This window comes from Microbacterium meiriae (assembly GCF_040686935.1).
In the GTDB taxonomy this organism is placed as follows: Bacteria; Actinomycetota; Actinomycetes; order Actinomycetales; family Microbacteriaceae; genus Microbacterium; species Microbacterium meiriae.
In genome coordinates this window covers 156,454-176,363 of record NZ_JBFBMF010000001.1, presented here as the reverse complement: position 1 = coordinate 176,363, position 19,910 = coordinate 156,454, and the positions used below count along the sequence as shown (strand labels likewise).

General features: G+C 70.9%; 19 protein-coding genes. 13 read left to right on the top strand and 6 right to left on the bottom strand.

The window, feature by feature from the left end:
* Window positions 1-14: 14 nt before the first annotated feature.
* The 6 genes from AB0P08_RS00840 (at window position 15) to AB0P08_RS00815 (ending at window position 6,002) form a co-directional block, all read left to right on the top strand.
* On the top strand, window positions 15-956 hold the full coding sequence (locus tag AB0P08_RS00840; RefSeq protein ID WP_187663545.1) for an ABC transporter permease: 942 nt from the start codon (window positions 15-17) through the stop codon (window positions 954-956).
* Window positions 953-2,749, top strand: coding sequence for a dipeptide/oligopeptide/nickel ABC transporter permease/ATP-binding protein (locus tag AB0P08_RS00835; protein ID WP_363587516.1), 1,797 nt, complete (start codon window positions 953-955; stop codon window positions 2,747-2,749). The genes AB0P08_RS00840 and AB0P08_RS00835 overlap by 4 nt, the downstream gene beginning before the upstream one ends.
* Complete coding sequence (locus AB0P08_RS00830; protein WP_363587514.1) at window positions 2,746-3,594, top strand: ATP-binding cassette domain-containing protein; 849 nt, start codon at window positions 2,746-2,748, stop codon at window positions 3,592-3,594. The genes AB0P08_RS00835 and AB0P08_RS00830 overlap by 4 nt, the downstream gene beginning before the upstream one ends.
* 47 nt (window positions 3,595-3,641) lie before the next feature.
* Window positions 3,642-4,229, top strand: coding sequence for a TetR/AcrR family transcriptional regulator (locus AB0P08_RS00825; protein WP_101846902.1), 588 nt, complete (start codon window positions 3,642-3,644; stop codon window positions 4,227-4,229).
* Window positions 4,230-4,263: 34 nt separating this feature from the next.
* Window positions 4,264-4,938 (top strand): alpha/beta fold hydrolase, encoded by a 675-nt coding sequence (locus AB0P08_RS00820; RefSeq protein ID WP_363587512.1) that lies wholly within the window; start codon window positions 4,264-4,266, stop codon window positions 4,936-4,938.
* 74 nt (window positions 4,939-5,012) lie between these two features.
* Window positions 5,013-6,002, top strand: coding sequence for a methyltransferase family protein (locus AB0P08_RS00815; RefSeq protein WP_363587511.1), 990 nt, complete (start codon window positions 5,013-5,015; stop codon window positions 6,000-6,002).
* A gap of 87 nt (window positions 6,003-6,089) precedes the next feature.
* Here the strand turns inward: AB0P08_RS00815 and AB0P08_RS00810 are convergent, their stop codons facing one another.
* The gene (locus tag AB0P08_RS00810) at window positions 6,090-7,433 is read right to left on the bottom strand and encodes an amidohydrolase (protein ID WP_363587509.1); all 1,344 of its coding nucleotides are present in this window, start codon (window positions 7,431-7,433) and stop codon (window positions 6,090-6,092) included.
* 164 nt (window positions 7,434-7,597) lie between these two features.
* Here AB0P08_RS00810 and AB0P08_RS00805 point away from each other — a divergent pair, with 164 nt between their 5' ends.
* Both AB0P08_RS00805 and AB0P08_RS00800 read left to right on the top strand, forming a co-directional pair.
* Window positions 7,598-9,040, top strand: coding sequence for a glyceraldehyde-3-phosphate dehydrogenase (locus tag AB0P08_RS00805; RefSeq protein ID WP_363587507.1), 1,443 nt, complete (start codon window positions 7,598-7,600; stop codon window positions 9,038-9,040).
* 104 nt (window positions 9,041-9,144) lie between these two features.
* A complete protein-coding gene (locus tag AB0P08_RS00800) occupies window positions 9,145-10,188 on the top strand; it encodes a winged helix DNA-binding domain-containing protein (protein ID WP_363587505.1) in 1,044 nt (347 codons plus the stop codon).
* Between the two features lie 90 nt (window positions 10,189-10,278).
* On the opposite strand, the gene AB0P08_RS00795 is transcribed toward AB0P08_RS00800, so the two are convergent.
* Window positions 10,279-11,721, bottom strand: coding sequence for an XRE family transcriptional regulator (locus AB0P08_RS00795; protein ID WP_071328117.1), 1,443 nt, complete (start codon window positions 11,719-11,721; stop codon window positions 10,279-10,281).
* A gap of 109 nt (window positions 11,722-11,830) precedes the next feature.
* Between AB0P08_RS00795 and AB0P08_RS00790 the strand changes: the two genes are divergently transcribed.
* Entirely contained in the window at window positions 11,831-13,693 is a 1,863-nt protein-coding gene (locus AB0P08_RS00790; RefSeq protein ID WP_522727286.1) for a phosphoenolpyruvate carboxykinase (GTP), read from the top strand.
* Window positions 13,694-13,924: 231 nt separating this feature from the next.
* Here AB0P08_RS00790 and AB0P08_RS00785 read toward each other — a convergent pair whose 3' ends face one another.
* Together AB0P08_RS00785 and AB0P08_RS00780 are read right to left on the bottom strand one after the other, a co-directional pair.
* Window positions 13,925-15,811, bottom strand: a complete 1,887-nt coding sequence (locus AB0P08_RS00785; protein WP_363587503.1) for an ABC transporter ATP-binding protein — start codon at window positions 15,809-15,811, stop codon at window positions 13,925-13,927.
* A gap of 76 nt (window positions 15,812-15,887) precedes the next feature.
* Window positions 15,888-16,094, bottom strand: a complete 207-nt coding sequence (locus tag AB0P08_RS00780) for a hypothetical protein (protein WP_060923460.1) — start codon at window positions 16,092-16,094, stop codon at window positions 15,888-15,890.
* A gap of 119 nt (window positions 16,095-16,213) precedes the next feature.
* Here AB0P08_RS00780 and AB0P08_RS00775 point away from each other — a divergent pair, with 119 nt between their 5' ends.
* Entirely contained in the window at window positions 16,214-16,459 is a 246-nt protein-coding gene (locus AB0P08_RS00775; protein WP_312673324.1) for a FitA-like ribbon-helix-helix domain-containing protein, read from the top strand.
* Complete coding sequence (locus AB0P08_RS00770; protein ID WP_363587501.1) at window positions 16,456-16,842, top strand: type II toxin-antitoxin system VapC family toxin; 387 nt, start codon at window positions 16,456-16,458, stop codon at window positions 16,840-16,842. The genes AB0P08_RS00775 and AB0P08_RS00770 overlap by 4 nt, the downstream gene beginning before the upstream one ends.
* A gap of 70 nt (window positions 16,843-16,912) precedes the next feature.
* Here the strand turns inward: AB0P08_RS00770 and AB0P08_RS00765 are convergent, their stop codons facing one another.
* A complete protein-coding gene (locus AB0P08_RS00765; protein WP_187663556.1) occupies window positions 16,913-18,373 on the bottom strand; it encodes an MFS transporter in 1,461 nt (486 codons plus the stop codon).
* 144 nt (window positions 18,374-18,517) lie between these two features.
* On the opposite strand from AB0P08_RS00765, the gene AB0P08_RS00760 reads away from it, so the two are divergent.
* Together AB0P08_RS00760 and AB0P08_RS00755 are read left to right on the top strand one after the other, a co-directional pair.
* Window positions 18,518-19,015 (top strand): metallophosphoesterase family protein, encoded by a 498-nt coding sequence (locus tag AB0P08_RS00760; RefSeq protein WP_363587499.1) that lies wholly within the window; start codon window positions 18,518-18,520, stop codon window positions 19,013-19,015.
* A 41-nt stretch (window positions 19,016-19,056) separates the two neighbouring features.
* The gene (locus AB0P08_RS00755; protein ID WP_363587497.1) at window positions 19,057-19,515 is read left to right on the top strand and encodes a GAF domain-containing protein; all 459 of its coding nucleotides are present in this window, start codon (window positions 19,057-19,059) and stop codon (window positions 19,513-19,515) included.
* A gap of 8 nt (window positions 19,516-19,523) precedes the next feature.
* On the opposite strand, the gene AB0P08_RS00750 is transcribed toward AB0P08_RS00755, so the two are convergent.
* A complete protein-coding gene (locus AB0P08_RS00750; protein WP_363587495.1) occupies window positions 19,524-19,883 on the bottom strand; it encodes a Fe-S protein in 360 nt (119 codons plus the stop codon).
* Between the last annotated feature and the right edge of the window lie 27 nt (window positions 19,884-19,910).

Sequence of the window (19,910 nt, the reverse complement as noted above, 5' to 3'; positions counted from 1 at the left end):
CTCGAGAGGCCCCCATGCTCCTCTTCACGGCGAAGCGGGTGCTGTCCGGCATCCTCCTGCTCGTCGCGGTCTCGATCGGCACGTTCTTCCTCGCGCACCTCGCGATCAGCGATCCGACCGCCTCGCTCCTCGGCACGACCGCGAGTCCCGCGCAGCAGCAGGCCCTGGCGGCGAAGATCGGACTCGACCGCCCCCTGATCGTCCAGTTCTGGGACTGGTTCTCCCACGCGGTCCTGCTCGACTTCGGCGTCTCGTGGCGCAACTTCCAGCCGGTCGGCGCGCAGCTCGCAGTGAAGGTCCCCGTCACTCTCTCCGTCGTGACCCTCGCGACCCTCATCACCGCGGTCATCGGCGTCGCCTTCGGCATGATCACCGGACTCCGCCCCGGCACCTGGTTCGACCGCATCATCAAGGGGATCTCCGTCGTCCTCTTCGCACTTCCCGGGTTCTGGGTGAGCCTGGTCCTGGTGATGTGGCTGGCGGTGCAGCTCAAGTGGTTCCCCGCCGTGGGCTACGTCCCGCCGACGCAGTCCGTCGAAGGCTGGCTGCGCTCGATCACGCTGCCGGCGATCTCCCTCGCCCTGGGCGGCATCGTCGCCGTGTCGGAGCAGCTGCGCAACGCCGTCATCGCCCAGAGCCGCCAGGACTGGGTGCGCACCCTCCGCAGCCGCGGCCTGTCCGCCGCCCGGGTGAACCTGCACATCCTCCGCAACGCCTCGCCCGCCGCGCTCACGGTGATCGCCCTGATGTTCGTGGGCCTGCTCTCCGGGGCGATCGTGGTGGAGCAGATCTTCAGCCTCCCCGGTCTGGGGCAGCTCACGAACCAGTCGTCGCAGAACGGCGACATCCCGATGCTGCTCGGGATCACGGTGGTCTCCATCGTCTTCGTCGTCCTCATCAACCTCCTGCTCGACCTCGTGCTCGGCTGGATCAACCCGAAGGTGCGCGTCGCATGACCACGACAGACATCCGCGTCGCCTTCGACCGGGCCGCCCAGAAGCGCCGGTCGAGCCTGTTCCGACGCTTCCTCCGTCACCCCGGCGGCTCCATCCCGCTCGCGATCTTCGTGCTCATCGTGCTCGTCGGCGTGTTCGCACCGTTGCTCGCGCCGATGGACCCGAACCTCGTCGACCTCGCGGCAGCCAAGGCCCCGCCCTCGCCGGATCACCTGCTCGGCGGCGACTCCACCGGCCGCGACATCCTCAGCCGCCTCATCTACGGGACGAGGACGACACTGTGGGGTGCACTCATCACGATCGTCACGGCGCTCGTCATCGGGGTCCCGTCGGGTGTCGCAGCCGGGTACTTCGGCGGCGTCTTCGACCGGGTCGCGACCTGGATCAGCGACGCCCTCCAGTCGATCCCCGGGATGATCATCCTCCTCGTGGTCGCCGCCGGCAGCCGCAACAACTTCGAGCTGCTGATGGTCACCGTCGGCGTCTTCATGGTGCCGGGGTACTTCCGCATCGCGCGGTCGCAGACGCTCGCCGTCCGCGGCGAGGCGTACATCGATGCCGCCCGCGTGTCGGGCCTGTCGGACGCGCGCATCATCTTCCGGCACGTCATCACCGCCGTCTACCCGCCGGTGATCATCCAGACCGCGCTCACAGCGGGCATCGCGATGGGCATGCAGGCGGGGCTCCAGTTCCTCGGCATCGGCGACTCGAACGTGCCGAGCTGGGGCGCGATGATGCTCGAGGGCTTCCGGCTCATGCTCACCTACCCCCTGATGCTGCTGTGGCCCTCCGCCGCGCTCGGTCTCACGATCGCCGTCCTCGCGATCATGGGCTCCACGCTCGCCGAGCTCGTGCAGGTGCGCACGCCGCGAGCGGCCCGACGGCGGCGGCGCGGTGTGCTCGAGACCGGCGACGAGGTCGCCGCGGCTCCCGCCACGGGCAGCGTCCGCCACGAGGCACCGGCGTCGGCCCTCCGCGTCGAGAACCTGCACGTCGTCCACGCGACGCCGACGGGGGAGACCGAGGTCGTGCACGGCGTGACGCTCGACATCGCCCCAGGGGAGGTCGTCGGGATCGTCGGCGAGTCCGGGTCGGGCAAGTCGCAGACCGTGTTCTCGGTGCTCGACCTGCTCCCCGCGACCGGCCGGGCGACCGCCGACGCGATCTGGGTCGGCGGCGCGGAGGTCACCCACGCGACGCTGAAGGAGCGCCAGGCCCTGCTCGGACGCACGATCGGCTATGTGCCGCAGGAGCCGATGAGCAACCTCGACCCCTCGTACACGATCGGGCATCAGCTCATCGAGCCGCTGCGTCGCACGCACGGGCTCGGCAAGACCGCCGCCCGGCAGCGGGCGCGGGAGGTGCTCCTACGGGTCGGGCTGTCCGACCCCGACCGCGTGATGCGCAGCTATCCGCATCAGGTGTCCGGCGGCATGGCCCAGCGCGTCCTCATCGCCGGCGCGATCGCCGGTCGGCCGTCGCTCCTCGTCGCGGACGAGCCCACCACCGCCCTCGACGTCACCGTGCAGGCCGAGGTGCTCGAACTGCTGCGGGAGCTGCAGGCCGAGTACGGGATGGCGCTGCTCATCGTGACGCACAATTTCGGCGTCGTCGCCGACATCTGCGACCGCGTGATCGTCATGCGCGGCGGCGACATCGTGGAGTCGGGGCCCGTGGACGACCTCTTCGCCGCGCCCACCCAGGAGTACACGCGCGAGCTCATCGCCGCGTCGCTCGACGAAGCCGAAGGGCGCGCCGCGCTCGACAGCCGCCGGACGGAGGTCCCCGCATGAACGCCGTTCCGGTGAACCCCCTGCTGCAGGTCGACGACCTCGTGGTCGAGTACGGCCGGGGTCGGCACGCCTTCCGCGCGCTCCACGGCGTCTCCCTCGACATCGCCCCCGGTGAATGCCTCGGCCTGGTCGGCGAGTCCGGATCGGGCAAGTCGACCCTCGGCAAGGCCATCCTCGGCCTCGCCCCGGTGACCGCGGGCCGCATCCGCTTCGACGGCCGGGATATCGGCGGCCTCGGCGGCAAGGCCCGACGGGCACTCGCTGACGACGTGCAGGTCGTGTTCCAGGACCCGTACGGCTCCCTCAACCCGGCACTGACCATCGGCGACATCCTCGCCGAGCCGCTGCTGACGACGGGCATCGGAGCGAAGGCGGCGGACACGCGCGTGCGCGACATGCTCGACCGCGTGCGGCTGCCTTCCACGAGCATGGACCGGTATCCGAGCGAGTTCTCCGGCGGGCAGCGGCAGCGCATCGCGATCGCCCGCGCCCTGGTCCGCGGACCCCGGCTGATCGTGTGCGACGAGCCGGTCAGCGCGCTCGACCTCACCACGCAGGCGACCATCCTCGACCTCTTCATCGAGTTGCAGCGCGACACCGGCGTGGCCTACCTGTTCGTCTCGCACGACCTCGGCGTCGTCCGGCGGGTCTGTCACCGGGTCGCCGTGATGTACCGGGGCGAGATCGTGGAGACCGGCGACGGCGAGCAGGTCACCCGCACGCCGCGTCACCCGTACGCCGAGCGCCTGCGACTGGCCTCGCCCGTCGCGGACCCGGTGGCTCAGCGGGAACGCCGTGCGCGATGGCTCGCTCTGCGGGAGGTGCCCGATGCGGCGGTACGGTAGCTCCAGGCCCGAACACGCCACACCCCGGACTCGGCCGGAAGGACGCCATGCCGAAGATCATCGACCACGACCAGCGGCGACGGGACATCGTCGAGGTGGCCAAGAGCATAATCCTGAAGGGTGGGTTCGAGGCGGCGACCATGCGCAGCATCGCCGCGGAGGCCGGCTTCGCGAACGGCGCGCTGAAGCACTACTTCCCCGGGAAGGAGAGCATCGTCGCGGCGACGTTCGAGACGATCCTGCAGCAGATGTCCGAGGGCGTGGAGGCCGCGGGGCAGGAACCGGTGGCGGCGGACGACGCGCTGCGGGGCTTCCTGCAGGCCACCGTGCCGCGCGACCCGGAGCAGATCGCCGCGGGCCGGGTGCTCCTGGCGCTCTGGGAGTACGCGATGGCGAACGAGTCGCTGGCCGAGCTCTACCGCGGACACCTGGGTTCGTGGCGGTCCTCGCTCATCGCGCGCATGGAGGCGGCCCGCGACGAGGGATCGATCCGCGACCAGGACTACGGCCCGCTCGCCGACGAGTACATCTCCGCGGCGGTCGGGGCGACGGTCATCAACCTCATGTACCCGGACGGCGACCGCATCGCCGACTACGAGAACTACATCGACCGGTTCCTCGCGCGGCTGCGCTGAGGGCGAGGGGCCGGTCCCGAGAGGACGGCCCGTCATGACCCTTCCCCCCGAACGACCCGTGGTGTTCCTGCACGGCCTCGCCTCGCGCGGCACGCAGGACTGGCCGGACAGCGAGTGGACGGCGGTGCTCGGCGACCGGCCGCGCCGGGTCCTCGATCTGCCGGCGCACGGCGACGCCCCCGGGCTCGGAGTCGTGCCGACCTCCGCGGTGCTCGACGCGCTCGCCGAAGCGATCGGCCCGGAGGAGGTCGACCTCGTCGGGTACTCGCTCGGCGCCCGGCTCGCGTGGGACCTCGCCCGGCACCCGGGTGTCGCGGTGCGGCGTCTCGTGCTCGGCGGCCTCAGTGCGGGGGAGCCCTTCGCGCTCGTCGACCTCTCCGCCGCGCGGGCCGCGCTCGCCGGCGGACCGGCTCCCGTCGACCCGCTGACCGGGATGATCGTGCACATGGTGAGCCTGCCCGGGAACCGCCCGGACGATCTGCTCGACCTCATCGAAGGGCTCGCGGCCGAGCCGTTCGCGTCCGAGGCCGGAGCGCCGGCGATGCCGGTGCTGCTCCTGGGTGGCGAGGACGACCCGATGGCCGCGGGCATCGACGAGCTCGCCGCGCGGCTGCCCGACGTCCGGGTGCGACGCGTCCCCGGGGATCATCTCGCGGCGCTGCACACCGCCGCGTTCCGCGACGCTGTGCGCGGGTTCCTCGCGGACTGATCCGCCCGATCGACGCCCGGCCCCCTTCTGTCCTTTATTTCCAACATTCGTAGACATATCGAAAGGCATCCGCCATGACCGACACCCCCACCCCCGACGCCGCCCGCATCCTCGACATCGCCACCGGCTACATGGCCGCGAAGCAGCTCTTCCAGGCCAGCCGCATCGGCCTGTTCGCTGCCGTCGCCGCTGGCGCCGACACGGCTGCTGCGATCGCCGAGCGCTGCGGGGTGAGCGAGCGGATCGCCCGGCTGCTCGCCGATGCCCTGGCCGCGAAGGGTCTCCTCGTCCGGGTGGAGGGGCGCTACGCCCTGGCGCCCGACGCCTCCGCCTACCTCACGGGGGAGGATGCGGTCATCGATCTCGCTCCATTCCTCACGTTCCTCGACGAGATCAGCTACCCGCACTGGCTGCAGTTCGCGCACACGGTCGACACCACCGAACCGGGGGACCTGCAGATGGACGACGCGCGGTGGGGGACGTTCATGGCGGGGGTGATGACGTACAACCGCCTGCACGCGCAGGAGTTCGGCCGGCTCGTCGACCTCGCCGGCGCGACGAAGGTCCTCGACTTCGGTGGTCTGTCCGCCGAGTTCGCCCTCGCCGTCATGGCGCGCAACCCCGAGCTGCACACGACGTTCGTCTACGCCCCGGGATTCGAGGACGGCGTGGCCGAGGCGGTCGCAGCGGCGGGCGTCGCCGACCGGGCTGCCGTCGAGGTGGGGGACACGGCGACCGCGGCCCCCGTGGGCGCCTACGACGCGGTGTTCGCGAACCACGTCATCCACCGCTTCTCCGCGGAGGAGAACGCGCAGATCTTCCGGCGGCTCCGTGCCGCGGCCGTCGAGGGGGCGACGCTGACGGTGCTGGACTTCTTCCTCGACGACGACGACGAGCAGCGCGCGCTGGACGCCCTGCACGCGGGGGAGTACCTCGTGATCGACGGCACGGTCGTGTACCCCGAGTCGCAGGTGCGCGGCTGGCTGACGGACGCCGGCTGGGCGGTGCGTGACACCGTCGCCCTGCCGGGGAGCCCGCGCGTGCTCCTGGCCACCGCGGTCTGACGACCGCGGTTCGAGACTGGTCCGAGGGGGATCAGAGGCGGGCGGCATGCGTGAACATGCCGCCCGCCGTTTTCGTGGGGCGGGTAGTCAGCCGCGCGCGAAGACCGTGCGGCCGTCGACGATCGTGCGCTCGACGCGGAGGGCGGCGAACGGGCGCCCCGGGGTACAGGGGTCCTCGTCGAGCACCGTGATGTCGGCGACCTTGCCGGGCTCGAGGGTGCCCTTCCAGCTCGCGGCGCCGTCCTGGATCGCGGCGTCGGCCGTCATGGTGCGGAGCAGTCGGCGTCGGGTCCCGGCGTCGTCCGCCCGGCCGTCCGCGGCGAGGAGGGCGAGGGAGGCGTCGAGGCTGGGTCGCCAGTCCGGCGTGGCGATCGGCGCGTCGCTGGTCACGGTGGTCAGCGCCCCCGAGGAGAGCATCTCGGCCAGCGGCCAGGCGGCGGCGACCCGAGCCTCTCCGAGCTGCAGCGCCGCCCAGGAGTGCGTGTGCGCGGCGATGAGGGGCTGCACGGCGAACCCGACGCCGAGACGCTCCGCGCGGCGGATCTGCGCCGGCGTCGCGAGGTCGCCGTGCACGACGTGGTGGGGTGCCAGCGGCGGGGGAGTCTCGCCGGCGCGTTCCAGTGCGGTGAGGAACTCCTCGATCGAGCGATCGCCGGTGGCGTGCACGGCGATCTGGAGTCCGCGACCGGCGGCCAGGGCGATCATCTGCTGGAAGGCGCTGAGCGGATCGGCGTCGCCGCGCGTGAGCAGGTGCCCGGTGGTGCCGTCGGGGTACGGGGCGGACGTCCACGCGGTGGCCATCGGCGGGATGCCGTCTGCGAAGATCTTCACGCCGGGGATCGCGAGCCAGCGCGGGTCGGTCGTCGGCGGCGGCACCGGGAGACCGGCGGCGAAGTCCTCCAGGGAGCTCTCTCCGTCGATCGTCCCGAACAGGCGCAGCAGCGTGACGCGCGAGGTCTGCGCCCCCTCGCGGTGCAGCTCCACATACGACTCGAGCATGTCGGTGCCGAAGCAGCCGGTCTCCCCGTCGTCCTCCCCGGGGCCGATGCCCGGCTCCGTGTAGCTCGTGATGCCGAGCTCCGCGAGCAGTGCCCAGGCGCGGCGCAGGGCGCTGCGTCGCTCACCGGCCGTGGTCACGAGGCGACCGGTCGGCTGCTCCTCGGGTGGGGTGTCGGAGAAGAAGAGGTGCGGCCAGCGCGCGCCCAGCCACGCGGCGTGGAGGTGCGCGTCGTTGAGGCCGGGGATCGCGGTGCGGCCGTCGAGCTGCACGATCTCGCGGGCCGGGAGGGCTTCGGCCGCGTCATCGATGGCGACGATCATCCCGTCGCGGACGGCGATCGCGGTGGCGACGGAATCGGTAGCGTCGAAGGTGTGGATGCGGCCACCGCGGAGGAGGAGGTCGGCGTCGTCGCCGAGGAGTGCGCTGCTCATTATTCCACCAGTGTAGACGTAAAACTCGCGCGTCCGGGATGTCCCGCGCCGACCGATTCGGCGCGCGGTTCCGCGGCTTGTACCCTGGAGTCATCCCCCGAACACCCCGGCAACCTCGCGCGCGCCGGCGACCTCGGCGCGCGCTCACACATGCAAGGACGCAGATGAACGATTCCGCGGCACACCGCGACGAATGGACGGCGAGCGAAGAGCTGGCGGAGCGGATGATCCCGCTCATCGGGGCTCTCAAGCGCGAGCGCGACGTGGTCACCTCGCTGCACGGCCACCGCCTGCTCGGCCTCTCGGCCACCGGCCTCGTCGAGGTGCACGAGCGCGTGGCCCAGCTCGGCCACGAGCGGCTCGAGGTCGAGGACAGCCTGGCGGTGCTCGAAGGCATCCACGCTCTCGCCCCCGGCGCCTCGTCGATCGACGTGGCCCGCCTCGTGGAGGGGCACGCGGAGAGCGGCCGCCCGCTCGAGGAGTACCTGGCCGAGACCCTGGCCCCGGCCGTCGGCGCGGTCCCGGCGCCGCCGACCGACGTGGTGCTCTACGGCTTCGGGCGCATCGGCCGGCTGCTGGCCCGCATCCTCATCGCGCACACCGGCGGCGGGAGCGGACTCCGGCTCCGCGCCATCGTCGTGCGCCGCGGCTCCGAGAACGACCTCGTCAAGCGCGCGTCGCTGCTGCTGCGCGACTCGGTGCACGGCCGCTTCGCCGGCTCGGTCACGGTGGATGAAGAGGCCGAGCAGATCATCGCCAACGGCACGCGCATCCAGGTCATCTACTCCGACGACCCGGCGGCGGTCGACTACACCGCCTACGGCATCGACCGCGCGATCGTCGTCGACAACACCGGCCGCTGGCGCGACGAGGCGGGACTCTCCCAGCACCTCCGTGCGAAGGGTGTCGCCCGCGTGCTGCTCACCGCTCCCGGCAAGGGCCCGCTGAAGAACATCGTCCAGGGCATCAACGACGACACCATCACCGAGGAAGACCGCATCGTCTCCGCGGCGTCGTGCACGACCAACGCCATCACCCCGGTGCTCGCCGCGATCGACGAGGCCTACGGCGTCGTGAAGGGCCACGTCGAGACCGTGCACTCGTTCACGAACGACCAGAACCTCATCGACAACTTCCACAAGGGCGACCGTCGCGGCCGCTCCGCCGTGCTGAACATGGTGATCACCGAGACCGGCGCGGCGAAGGCCGTGGCCAAGGCCCTGCCCCAGCTCGAGGGACGGCTCACGGGCAGCGCGATCCGCGTCCCCACGCCGGATGTCTCGCTCGCGGTCCTGCACCTCACGCTGGAGCGCCCCGCCACCAAGGATCAGGTCAACGACTACCTGCGTCGTGTCTCGCTGCACTCGAAGCTCCGTCAGCAGATCGACTACGTGGAGAGTCCTGAGGTCGTCTCGACGGACTTCGTCGGCTCGCACCGCGCCGGCATCGTCGACGGTCTGGCCACGATCGCCGACGAGGACACCCTCATCCTCTACGTCTGGTACGACAACGAGTTCGGCTACTCCTGCCAGGTCATCCGGGTGCTGGAGACCATGGCGGGCTCGCATCCCGTCGTCCTCCCCACCCGCCGCGAAGTCACCCTCTGACCTCTCCCGTCGACCCACCCCCTTCCGCTCGACCCGGCCCCCTGCGTCCGCACGCACGGGGCCGGGGCACGCGAAAGGGGGTGGGTCGCGGCATGATGAGGGGCATGAAGACCTCACAGTGGCGGGAGGAGCGGCTGCGGTGGCAGGGGCTGACCGCGCCGGAGGCGAACGTGGCGGGGGCGGCGGGGCGGCTGCTGGCGGTGCAGAGCCAGGACTTCACGGCCGGACGGTGGGCGCTGGCTGTGCGGACGAAGGGCGACGTACGCCTCCGCGACGTCGATGCCGCGTTCGACCGCGGGGACCTCGTCCGGGCCTGGACCATGCGGGGGACGCTCCACACGATCCCCGCGCGGGATCTCGGGTGGGTGCTGGAGGTCACGGCCGCACGACAGCAGCAGCAGGCGGCCTCCCGACAGCGGCAGCTCGGCATCGACGACGCCATGATCGACGCGGTCGTCCGGGAGCTCACGCCGCGGCTCCGTGACGGCGGCCTCACCCGGAGCGAGATCTTCGCGGTGCTCGAGGGCATCGGCATCGACCCCTCGGGGCAGCGCGGCATCCACCTGCTGTTCGCGATGACGGTCTCCGGCGTGCTCGTGCAGGGGCCGGTCGTGCCGCGGGAGGGCATCACGCGGGAGCAGCGGTTCGTGCTCGCGGCGGACCACATCCGCGACCACGCCCGCCCGGACGACCCGCTGGCCGAGCTGTTCGTCCGCTACGTCGAAGGGCACGGGCCCGCCGGGGTCGCGGACTTCGCGTGGTGGTCGGGCCTGACGCTCGGGCGGTCCCGGGAGGCGGCGGAGCGCGCGGCGACCCGAGTAACTGAGGTCGAGGAGGGGGTCTTCGTCGGGAGCACCCCGCCCCGGCGCGCGGCGGGCCGGCCGTCCGTCTTCGCCCTCGGTGCCTTCGACGAGTACTACATCTCCTATGCCGACCGCACCGTCGTCTGCGCTCCGGAACACCTCGCCGCCGTGGGACCGGGGAAGAACGGGATGGTCCGGGCGACCGTGGTGGAGCACGGCCGCGTGATCGGCTGCTGGACGCACGCCGCCGCCGCCCACACCGCCCCTCCCACTCTCTTCGAGCCCCCCGAAAACCCCGCCGCCGTCACCGCCGCACTCGCCCGGTTCGCGGCCTTCATCGCCTGAGCCTCGTCGACCCACCCCTTTCCGTGCCTCCCGGCCCCCTACGGCAGCGCGTAGCGGGCCGGGGCGCACGCAAGGGGGTGGGTCGGCGGGTCACTCACTGGCGTGGCGGCCGAGGAAGTTGTAGACCTCGTTGTCGTCCACGCCGGGGAACATGCCGCGGGGGAGCGGCGAGAACATGTGGGTGTGCACGCGGGCGCTCGGCCACGCCCGTCCCTTCCAGCGCTCCGTGAGCTCGGCCGACGGGCGGCGGCAGCACGCCTCGTCGGGGCAGGTCGACACCGCCCTATCGTTCGTCTCGCGTCCCCGCCACCACCGGGCGTCGTCGAACGGCACGCCGACCGTGACGGAGAACTCGCCCTCGCTCGACGACCCGGTCTGCGTGGAGCACCAGAACGTGCCGGACGGGGTGTCCGTGTACTGGTGGTGCTCGACGGTGCGGTTCTGCTCCGTGAAGGCGGAGCGGGCCTGGAACTTCCGGCACACGCGCTGCCCCTCCACCGCTCCCGTCACGTCCATCGGCAGGGGCAGGTCGTCGTTCTCGTAGACGCGCGTGATGGCTCCGGTCGAGTCGACGCGCAGGAAGTGCAGCGACATGCCGAGGTGCTGCGTGAGCAGGTTCGTCATGCGCATGCCGGCGGCCTCGTGCGTCACGCCGAACCCGTCGCGGAAGTCCTCCACCGCGAGGTTGCGGTCCTTCTTCGCCTGCTGCAGGAAGGCCACCGCGGCGGTCTCCGGCATCAAGCAGCACGCGGCGAAGTAGTTGATCTCCAACCGCTGCTGCAGGAAGTCGGCGTAGTCCGTCGGCGGCGTGTGCCCGAGCAGTCGATGCGCCATGGCCTGCAGTGCCATCGACCGCAGGCCGTGTCCACCGGGGATCGAGGCGGGGGGCAGGTAGATGCGGCCGTTCTCGAGATCGGTGACCGAGCGCGTCGAGTGCGGCAGATCGTTGACGTAGATGAGTTCGAAGCCGAGCTTCTCGGCCATGATGCTCACGGTGCGGTGGGTCAGAGCGCCCTGCGAATGGCCGGCGGCCTTGAGCTGCTTCTCCGCGAGCTTCTCGATGTCCGGGAGGTAGTTGTTCTGCGCGCGCATCCGCAGTCGCAGCTCCGTGTTGGCGCGGCGGGCCTCCTCCGGGGTGGCGATGGCCTCGCGCTCGCGGCGCTGCAGCTCGCGGTGGAGGCCGAGGATGGATTCGATGGTCTCGTCGCTCATGCCCTTCGTGACGCGGACCGGGGAGACACCGAGCTGACGGAACACCGGGCTCTCCTGGGCCCGCTCCAGCTCGATCTCCAGGGCCGCGCGTCTGTTCGGCGGCTCGCCGGAGATGAGGTCGGTCACCTCGGTGCCGGTGGCCTGCGCGATCGCCTGGAGGAGGGAGAGCTTGGGCTCGCGCTTGCCGTTCTCGATGAGGCTGAGCTGGGAGCCGGCGACGCCGACGAGGGCGCCGAGCTCGTCGAGGGTGTACCCCTTCTCCAGGCGGCGGTGCCGGATGCGGTGGCCGAGGGTCGTGAGGTGGATGCCGGAGGACGCCATTGTTTGAGTCTAGCGAAAGAACCGTGATTCTTATCGTTCTATTTGGCCGAAAGTCCGCGTCAAGGGCGAAGAAGATGGAAGCAACGCCCCACACTTCGAAGGAGCAGTCATGGCCATGGCCGAAGTCCTCACCCCTCGCACGTCCCCTGTCGCCCCGACGCGCACGTTCGGCACCGCCCCTTCCTACGACACCCCCGCAATGGCCGAGCTCGCCGCCTGGGTGGAAGAGATCCGCGCGCTCACGCAGCCGGACGCCGTGCACTGGGTGGACGGCTCGCGCGCCGAGAACGACTGGCTGCTGCGCGGACTCGTCGACGAGGGCAAGCTCATCAAGCTGAACCCCGAGTGGCGCCCCGGCTCGTACCTGGCGCGCTCGCACCCCAGCGACGTCGCCCGCACCGAAGCCCGCACCTTCATCGCCTCGGAGCGCGAGGAGGACGCCGGGCCCACCAACAACTGGGCCGACCCGGAAGAGATGCACGCGAAGATGGACGAGATCTTCGAGGGCTCGATGCGCGGCCGCACGATGTACGTCGTGCCGTTCTCGATGGGTCGCGTCGGCGGACCCCTGTCGCACATCGGCGTGCAGATCACCGACAGCGCCTACGCCGTCGCGTCGATCGGAATCATGACCCGCGTGGGCGACGAGGTCACCCGCCAGATCGCCGAGGGCGCGCCGTGGGTCAAGACGGTGCACTCCGTCGGTGCTCCGCTGGAGGCCGGCGAACCGGACGTCGAGTGGCCCTGCAACGACGACAAGTACATCGTGCACTTCCCGGAGACGCTCGAGGTCTACTCGTACGGCTCGGGCTACGGTGGCAACGCCATCCTGGCGAAGAAGTGCTTCGCGCTGCGCATCGCCTCCGTGATCGCGCGTGATGAGGGCTGGCTCGCCGAGCACATGCTCCTCATCCGCGTGATCGACCCGCAGGGCACGGCCTACCACGTGGCTGCGGCCTTCCCTTCGGCATGCGGCAAGACGAACCTCGCGATGCTGCGTCCGACGATCCCCGGCTGGAAGGTCGAGACCCTCGGCGACGACATCGCCTGGATCCGCCCCGGCGAGGACGGACGCCTCTGGGCGATCAACCCGGAGGCCGGCTTCTTCGGCGTCGCGCCCGGCACGGGTGAGTCGACCAACGTCACCGCGGTCGAGACGCTGTGGGGCAACACGATCTTCACCAACGTCGCGCTCCGCCCCGACGGCGACGTGTGGTGGGAGGGCCTGACCGACGAGGCCCCGGCGAACCTCATCGACTGGGAGGGCAACGACTGGACGCCCGACTCCGGCCGTCCCGCGGCGCACCCCAACTCGCGCTTCACGGTGTCGGCGGCTCAGTGCCCGCAGATCTCCGAGGACTGGGAGGAGGCTGTGCCGCTCGACGTCATCCTCTTCGGCGGACGCCGCGCGAGCAACGTCCCGCTCGTGGTCGAGGCCACCGACTGGACGCACGGCGTCTTCCTCGGCTCGAACATCTCCTCCGAGCGCACGGCGGCGGCCGAGGGCACGGTCGGCGAGCTGCGCCGCGACCCGTTCGCGATGCTGCCGTTCTGCGGCTACAACATGGCCGACTACTTCGGTCACTGGCTCAAGGTCGGCCGGGGCCTGCGCTTCGACCGCGCGCCGCGCATCTTCCAGGTGAACTGGTTCCGCCGCGGTGCCGACGGCCGGTTCCTCTGGCCCGGATTCGGCGACAACTCCCGCGTCGTCGACTGGATCATCCGCCGCGTGGCCGGTGACGTGCCGGCGGTGGACAGCCCCATCGGACGCCTGCCGCGCGTGGAGGACCTCAACCTCGACGGTCTCGACATCCCCGCGGAAGACCTCGACGAGCTCTTCTCCGTCGACCCCGAGGCGTGGAAGGCCGAGGCCGACCTCACGGAGGAGTTCTACGACACCTTCGGCGACCGGGTGCCCGCGGCCCTCCGCACGGAGCTCGCGTCGCTGCGCTACCGCCTCGCGAAGGCGTAGCCCCCAGACCGGTGCCGGTTCGGGGGAGCCGGCACCCTCGGCCTCCGGGTCGAGCCCTACCCGCGAAGGCGGGGCATCAGAGACGAACCCATGGCTGAGTGGTCTCCGACGCCCCGCCTTCGTGGCACCCACTCCCGCCGAGACCCCGGTTTCGCGTCGAGACCCCGCCCCGCATACGTGCGGAAGGTGGGGTCTCGGCGGAAAGCCGGGGTCTCGGCGGTGTACAGGGAGCTAGGCGAGGAGCTGGTGGCGGGCGAGGTCGCGGTAGAGCGGGGTCGACTCCACGAGCTCGGCGTGGGTGCCCTGTCCCACGACCACGCCGTCCTGCAGCACGACGATGAGGTCGCTGTCGACGACGGTGGACAGACGATGGGCGATCACGACGAGCGTGCGGTCTGTGGCGACCGCATCGATGGCCTCGCGCATGCGCTGCTCGTTCACGCCGTCGAGCGAGGAGGTCGACTCGTCCAGCAGCAGGATCGGGGCGTCGGTGAGGAGCGCCCTGGCGATCGCGAGCCGCTGCCGCTCGCCGCCGGAGAGCATCACGCCGTCCTCGCCGACGGGAGCGTCGACGCCGAGCGGGTTCCGTTCCAGCACGTCGCCGAGGTTCACGGCGCGGAGCACGCGCTCGCAATCCGCGTCGGTGGCGTCGGGGGAGGCGAGCCGCAGGTTCTCGGCGAGGGTGCCGGCCAGCGTCGGAGCGTCCTGCTCGACGTAGCCGAAGTGGGCGCGGAGCTCGTCCCGCGGATAGGTGCGGGTGTCGTGCCCCTTCAACCGGATGGATCCGCCCGTCGGATCGTAGAAGCGCTCGATGAGGGAGAGGATCGTGCTCTTCCCCGCTCCGCTCGGACCGACCAGCGCCACGCGTGCCCCACGAGGGACCGCGAACGACACCCCGCGGAGCACCTCGTGGTCCTGGGGGGCGGGTGCGGCGTCGGTCTGCTCCAGGTGCGCATCGGCGAGCAGGGTCTGCGCCTCCCTCGCGGCGGCACGGCGGGCGGCGACGACGTTCTCCGGGTAGCGGAAGCGCACATCGCGGAACTCCAGGGCGGGGGCGTCCGGAGCCGGTTCCTCCTCGCGGGGCAGGGCCGCGGCGGTGGCCGCGTCGTCCTGGGTCTCGGTGGGGAGGTCGAGCACCTCCTGGATGCGGCCGAGCGCGCCGAGGGCCTGGTTGACGGAGGTGATCGCGCCGAACGTCGAGGCGAGGGGCATCACCAGCAGGAAGAGGAACATCACGAACGAGATGAGGGCCGCGATCGAGATGGCTCCGGCCGCCACGCGGAAGCCGCCCACGCCGAGCACGACGAGCAGGGAGAGCTGGAGGGCGATGCCGGCGACGGGCACCACGAGCGAGGAGATCTTCGCGATCCGCACGCCGATGCCGTACGCCTCGGAGGCCCGCTCCGTCACCGCCGAGGTCTCGCGTTCGGTCGCACCGGAGGCCCGGATGGTGCGGATGGAGCCGACGGCCCGCTCGACGCCCGAGGCCAGCTCGCCGACCTTCTCCTGCTGGGCCGTGGACGCCGTCCGGATCCGGCCGCTGAGGGCGACGACGACCACGACGGAGACGCCGATGACCAGGACGATGAGCAGGAGCAGAACGGGGTCGATGAGCAGCATCGCGATGAGCGCGCCCGCGAAGAGCACGACGTTGCCGACGGCGTCGGCGAGCCCCTGCGTGAGGACGGCGTAGAGGAGCGTGGTGTCGGTGCCGACGCGGGAGACGAGATCGCCGGTGCGCCGTGCGTCGAACTCGGACGTCGGCAGGTGCAGGATGCGGGCGATGAGCTTGCGGCGGCTGGAGTAGACGACCGCGGTGCCGGTGCGCTGCAGCAGATAGTGCTGGAACCCGGAGATGATCGACGACACGATCACGAAACCGACGAGCAGCCACACGAGGACGCCGATCGTGCCGTCGGATTGCACGGCCTCGATGACCTGGCCTACGAGGAGGGGCTGCACGAGCGAGGTCGCGGCGCCGAACACGCTGAGGACGGCGACGACGACGAGGGTGCGCTTGTGCTCGAAGAGGAAGGGGAGGAGCTGGCGGAAGGTGGCGCGGGGCCCGTCGGCCGGTGCGCCCCGTCCGCGTCGGCGTGCTGTCGCCGTGCGGGACATGGGGGACCTCGATCTGGAGATGGTACTTCGACCGTACTCGGGGCGCGGTCATTTCCTATGGGGCGGCTGTATGGGCTCAGGTGCGGCCGAAACGGCGATGTGCCGCCTGCTTCGTGACGCCGAGGGCGCTCGCGATCGCCTGCCACGAGTAGCCGCTCGTGCGGGCGCGACGGACCTGGGCCTCTTCGGCGCGCGCGAGCTCCTTGCGCAGCGCCGCCAGGCGGTGGAGCTCGGCGAGGGGTTCGCCGCCCTCGGCCGCGGCGATGGTGGTCGGTTGAGACATGGACACCTCCTTCGCGTCAATATTCGTTGACGCGCGCGTGCGCGTCAAGAAGTGTTGACGTGCGCGTTGTCCACAGGCGCCCCCTTGTCCGCATGTGGAGCGCATGCGATGCTGGCAGGATGGCTCGCATGCTGCAAGTGAGGAATCTGCCCGACGAGGTTCACGCCCGGCTCAAAGAGCGTGCCGCGGCGGAACGCATGAGCCTGTCGGACTACGTCGCGCGCGAGCTGGAAGCCCTCGTCCGGTACGGCAGCAATGCGGAAGTCCTGGAGGCATCGCGGGCACGGGCGCGCGCCGCCGGCGTCTCCCTGACGCGCGAGAGCATCCTCGCCGCCCGTGATCGTGAACGGGACGGGCGCAGGTGAGCGTGTCGTCCGAGGCGGTCGTGCTCGATGCCTCGGCGGCGATCGAGGCCCTGCTCGGCGAGGAGGAGTGGGCGCACGGCGAGGAGTTCCATGCGCACGCGGGTCTCGACATCGAGGTCCTGTCCGTGCTGCGCCGGCTCACGATGCGGTCGTCGATGCCGGCACACGCTGCCCGCGAGGCCCTCGATGCGTTCGGGGCGTTGCAGATCACCCGCCATCCGCTGCGTCGTCTCATCCCACGGATCTGGTCGCTGCGCGAGGACGTCTCCGCGTACGACGCCGGTTATGTCGCGCTCGCCGAGGCCCTCGACGTCCCTCTGCTCACGGCCGATCGTCGACTGGCGAAGACGGCGGCCCGCTACTGCGACGTCGTGATGCTGTGAGCGTCTGACCAGGAAGACGAGAACGGCTGCACCCCCGAGGGAGTGCAGCCGTTCGTCGTCCGGTCGGCCTCTAGAGCTCGACCGCGGAGGCCAGACCGAGGTCGTCCTCGTAGTCGTGGTCCTTCGTCTCCGGGGTGAAGATGAGCGCGATGAACGTCAGCACCGCCATCGACGAGAGGTACAGTCCCACGAGCCAGGGCTCGCCGCCGACGGCCGCCCACAGGGCCACCGCGATGAACGGCGCCACGGCCGCACCGAGGATCGATGACACGTTGTACGCGATCGCCGAACCGGAGTAACGCACGTTCGTCGGGAACAGCTCCGGCAGGAGAGCCCCCATCGGCCCGAATGTCGTGCCCATGAGCATGAAGCCGAACACGAGGAAAGCCTGGGTGAGGGCCCCGGTGAACTTCGGGTCGGCCTGCGGCAGCAGGAAGAGGTTGAACGACAGACCGAAGACGACGATGAGTCCGGTGACCCACAGGAGCAGCTTGCGGCGCCCGATGGCGTCGGCGATCGGTCCGGACAGCAACGTGAAGATGCCGAAGAACACGACGCCGATGATCTGCATGAGTACGAAGTCGGTGTAGCCGAAGCCGAGGCCCGGGTAGAACTGCGCCGCGAACACACTCGGGTCGAAGTCCTTGCCGGTCGCCTCGGCCGCTGCCCGGGCGGCGGCCGACGCGGTCTCGAGGTCGGCGGCCTTCGTGCCGTAGGTGAGCGTGAAGTTCGTCATCAGGTAGAACAGCACGTACGTCGCCAGCATGATGAACGTGCCGAGGATGAGCTGCTTCCAGTGGTGCCGGAATACGGTCGCGAGCGGGAGCTTGCGGATCGCGCCGGTCTTCTCCGCCTTCTTGAACGTGTCCGACTCGACGAGGCGGAGCCGCACCCACAGACCGATGATGACCATGACGGCGGAGAACAGGAACGGCACGCGCCAGCCCCAGGAGAGGAAGGCCTCCGACTTCAGCGCCGAGTCCTCCGGGTGCGGGAGGGCGAAGTTGATGGCGAGGAAGATGCCGTTCGCGATGATGAAACCGAGCGGCGCCCCGAGCTGCGGGAACGAGCCGTACCAGGCGCGCTTGCCCTTCGGGGCGTTCTCGGTGGCCACGAGCGCGGCGCCCGACCACTCGCCGCCCAGCGCGAAGCCCTGGGCGAGACGGAGGATCAGCAGGAGCAGCGGGGCGACCCAGCCGATCTGCTGGAACGTGGGCAGGAGGCCGATCACGAACGTCGCGATGCCCATGGTGAGGAGCGAGGCGACGAGGGTCGCCTTGCGCCCGAACTTGTCGCCGAAGTGCCCGAAGACGACGGCGCCGATCGGGCGGGCGACCATGGCCGCGCCGAAGACGGCGAACGACGACAGCAGCGACGCGGTGTCGTTCGTGCTCGGGAAGAAGAGTGTGGGGAAGACGAGCACGGCTGCCGTCGCATAGACGTAGAAGTCGTAGAACTCGATGGTGGTGCCGACGAGGCTCGCGGTGATGACGCGCGAGCGGGGGTTCGCGGGGGTGGTGGCGGTGCTCAAGGGGTCTCCGATCCTCCGCCGGTATACCGGCGGACTCGGGCGAGTCTACGCCTTCCTGGGAGTTCCCTGGACGTTGATGACGGACCGGGTCGAGGGCGTCGGTGCCCGCGCGTAGAGTCGGGGGAGACCGGCCGGAGGGGGATCATGACGACACGGATGCTGCTCCTCGCCGATACGCACGTCCCGAAGCGGGCGAAGCGGCTGCCGGACGCGGTGCTGCAGCCCATCGACGAGGCCGACCTCGTCGTGCACGCGGGGGACTGGGTCGATCTCGCCACCGTCGAGCTGCTCCAGTCCCGCGCGCGCGTGCTCCACGGTGTGCACGGCAACAACGACGGCCCCGAGATCCGCCGGGTGCTGCCGGAGATCGCGCGGTTCACCGTGGAGGACACCGCCGTCGCCGTCATCCACGAGACGGGCGCCGCGACCGGGCGGGAGAAGCGGATGGATCTCGCCTTCCCCGATGTCGACGTGCTGATCTTCGGACACTCGCACATCCCCTGGGACACCGTCACGCCGAACGGTCTGCGGCTGCTCAACCCGGGCTCTCCGACCGACCGGCGTCGACAGCCCGTGCACACGATGATGCGCGTCGTGGTCGACGGGCGCGATGTCGAGGCGACCCTCGTGCCGCTCCCATGACGGACGAAAGCCCCGGCGAACCGATCGCCTACCGCGCACCGATGCGCTCTCGCGACGATGCCGTCGCGCCGGGAGTCGCGGTCGAGCGTGCGCTCGCCGAGGGCGTCTGCGGCATGGGTGGGCGGCTCGACAGCACGCCCGGCTCTCTGACTGCGGCGCTCGCAGCCGTCGACGCCCGCCATGGAGAGCGGGCCGCGCGGCGGCTGGAGCGCTTCGCGGCGCTTCCGACGGGAACCCTCGTCTGGACCAGGGACGTCGACGGACTCTTCTGGCTCGGACGGCTGACGGGACCGTGGCGCTACGACGACGATCCGGCCGCGGTAGCGGCAGACCTCGTGCACGTGCGCGCCTGCACCTGGTCGTCGAGCCCGGTGGCGGCTTCCGACATCCCGCCGGGCGTCACCGCCACGTTCGCCCGCGGGGGACGCAACGGCCAGCGCATCCGTACGGATGGGGCCGCGGAGCAGTCATCCGCGCTCTGGGAGCGCAGCCTGCGCTGATGCGCGCGTCAGCGCCAGATCGCGGCGATGGCGGCGTTCACGGCCGTGAGGATACCCACGAGCCAGAAGATCGCGGGCGGCACGACCTGGTCGCGCTTCTGGCGCGCCGTGCCGATGCCGAGCAGGGCGCCGATCACGAGGAGGATGACGAGCTTCGTGCCGATCTTGGCGTAGTTCATCTCGACGCCCTCCGGGAGGCCCCACGGGGCGGCGAGGGCGAGGCCGGCGACCGCGGCGATCGTCATGCCGATGCTCATCAGACGCGTGAACACCCGCTTGCCGCCGAACGCCTGCGCCGCCCAGGCCCCGAAGAGCACGGCGAAGCCGATGAGGTGGACGAAGAGCACGATGTGGCGCAGGGTCTCCATGCCCTCACCGTACGAGAGCGCGGCATT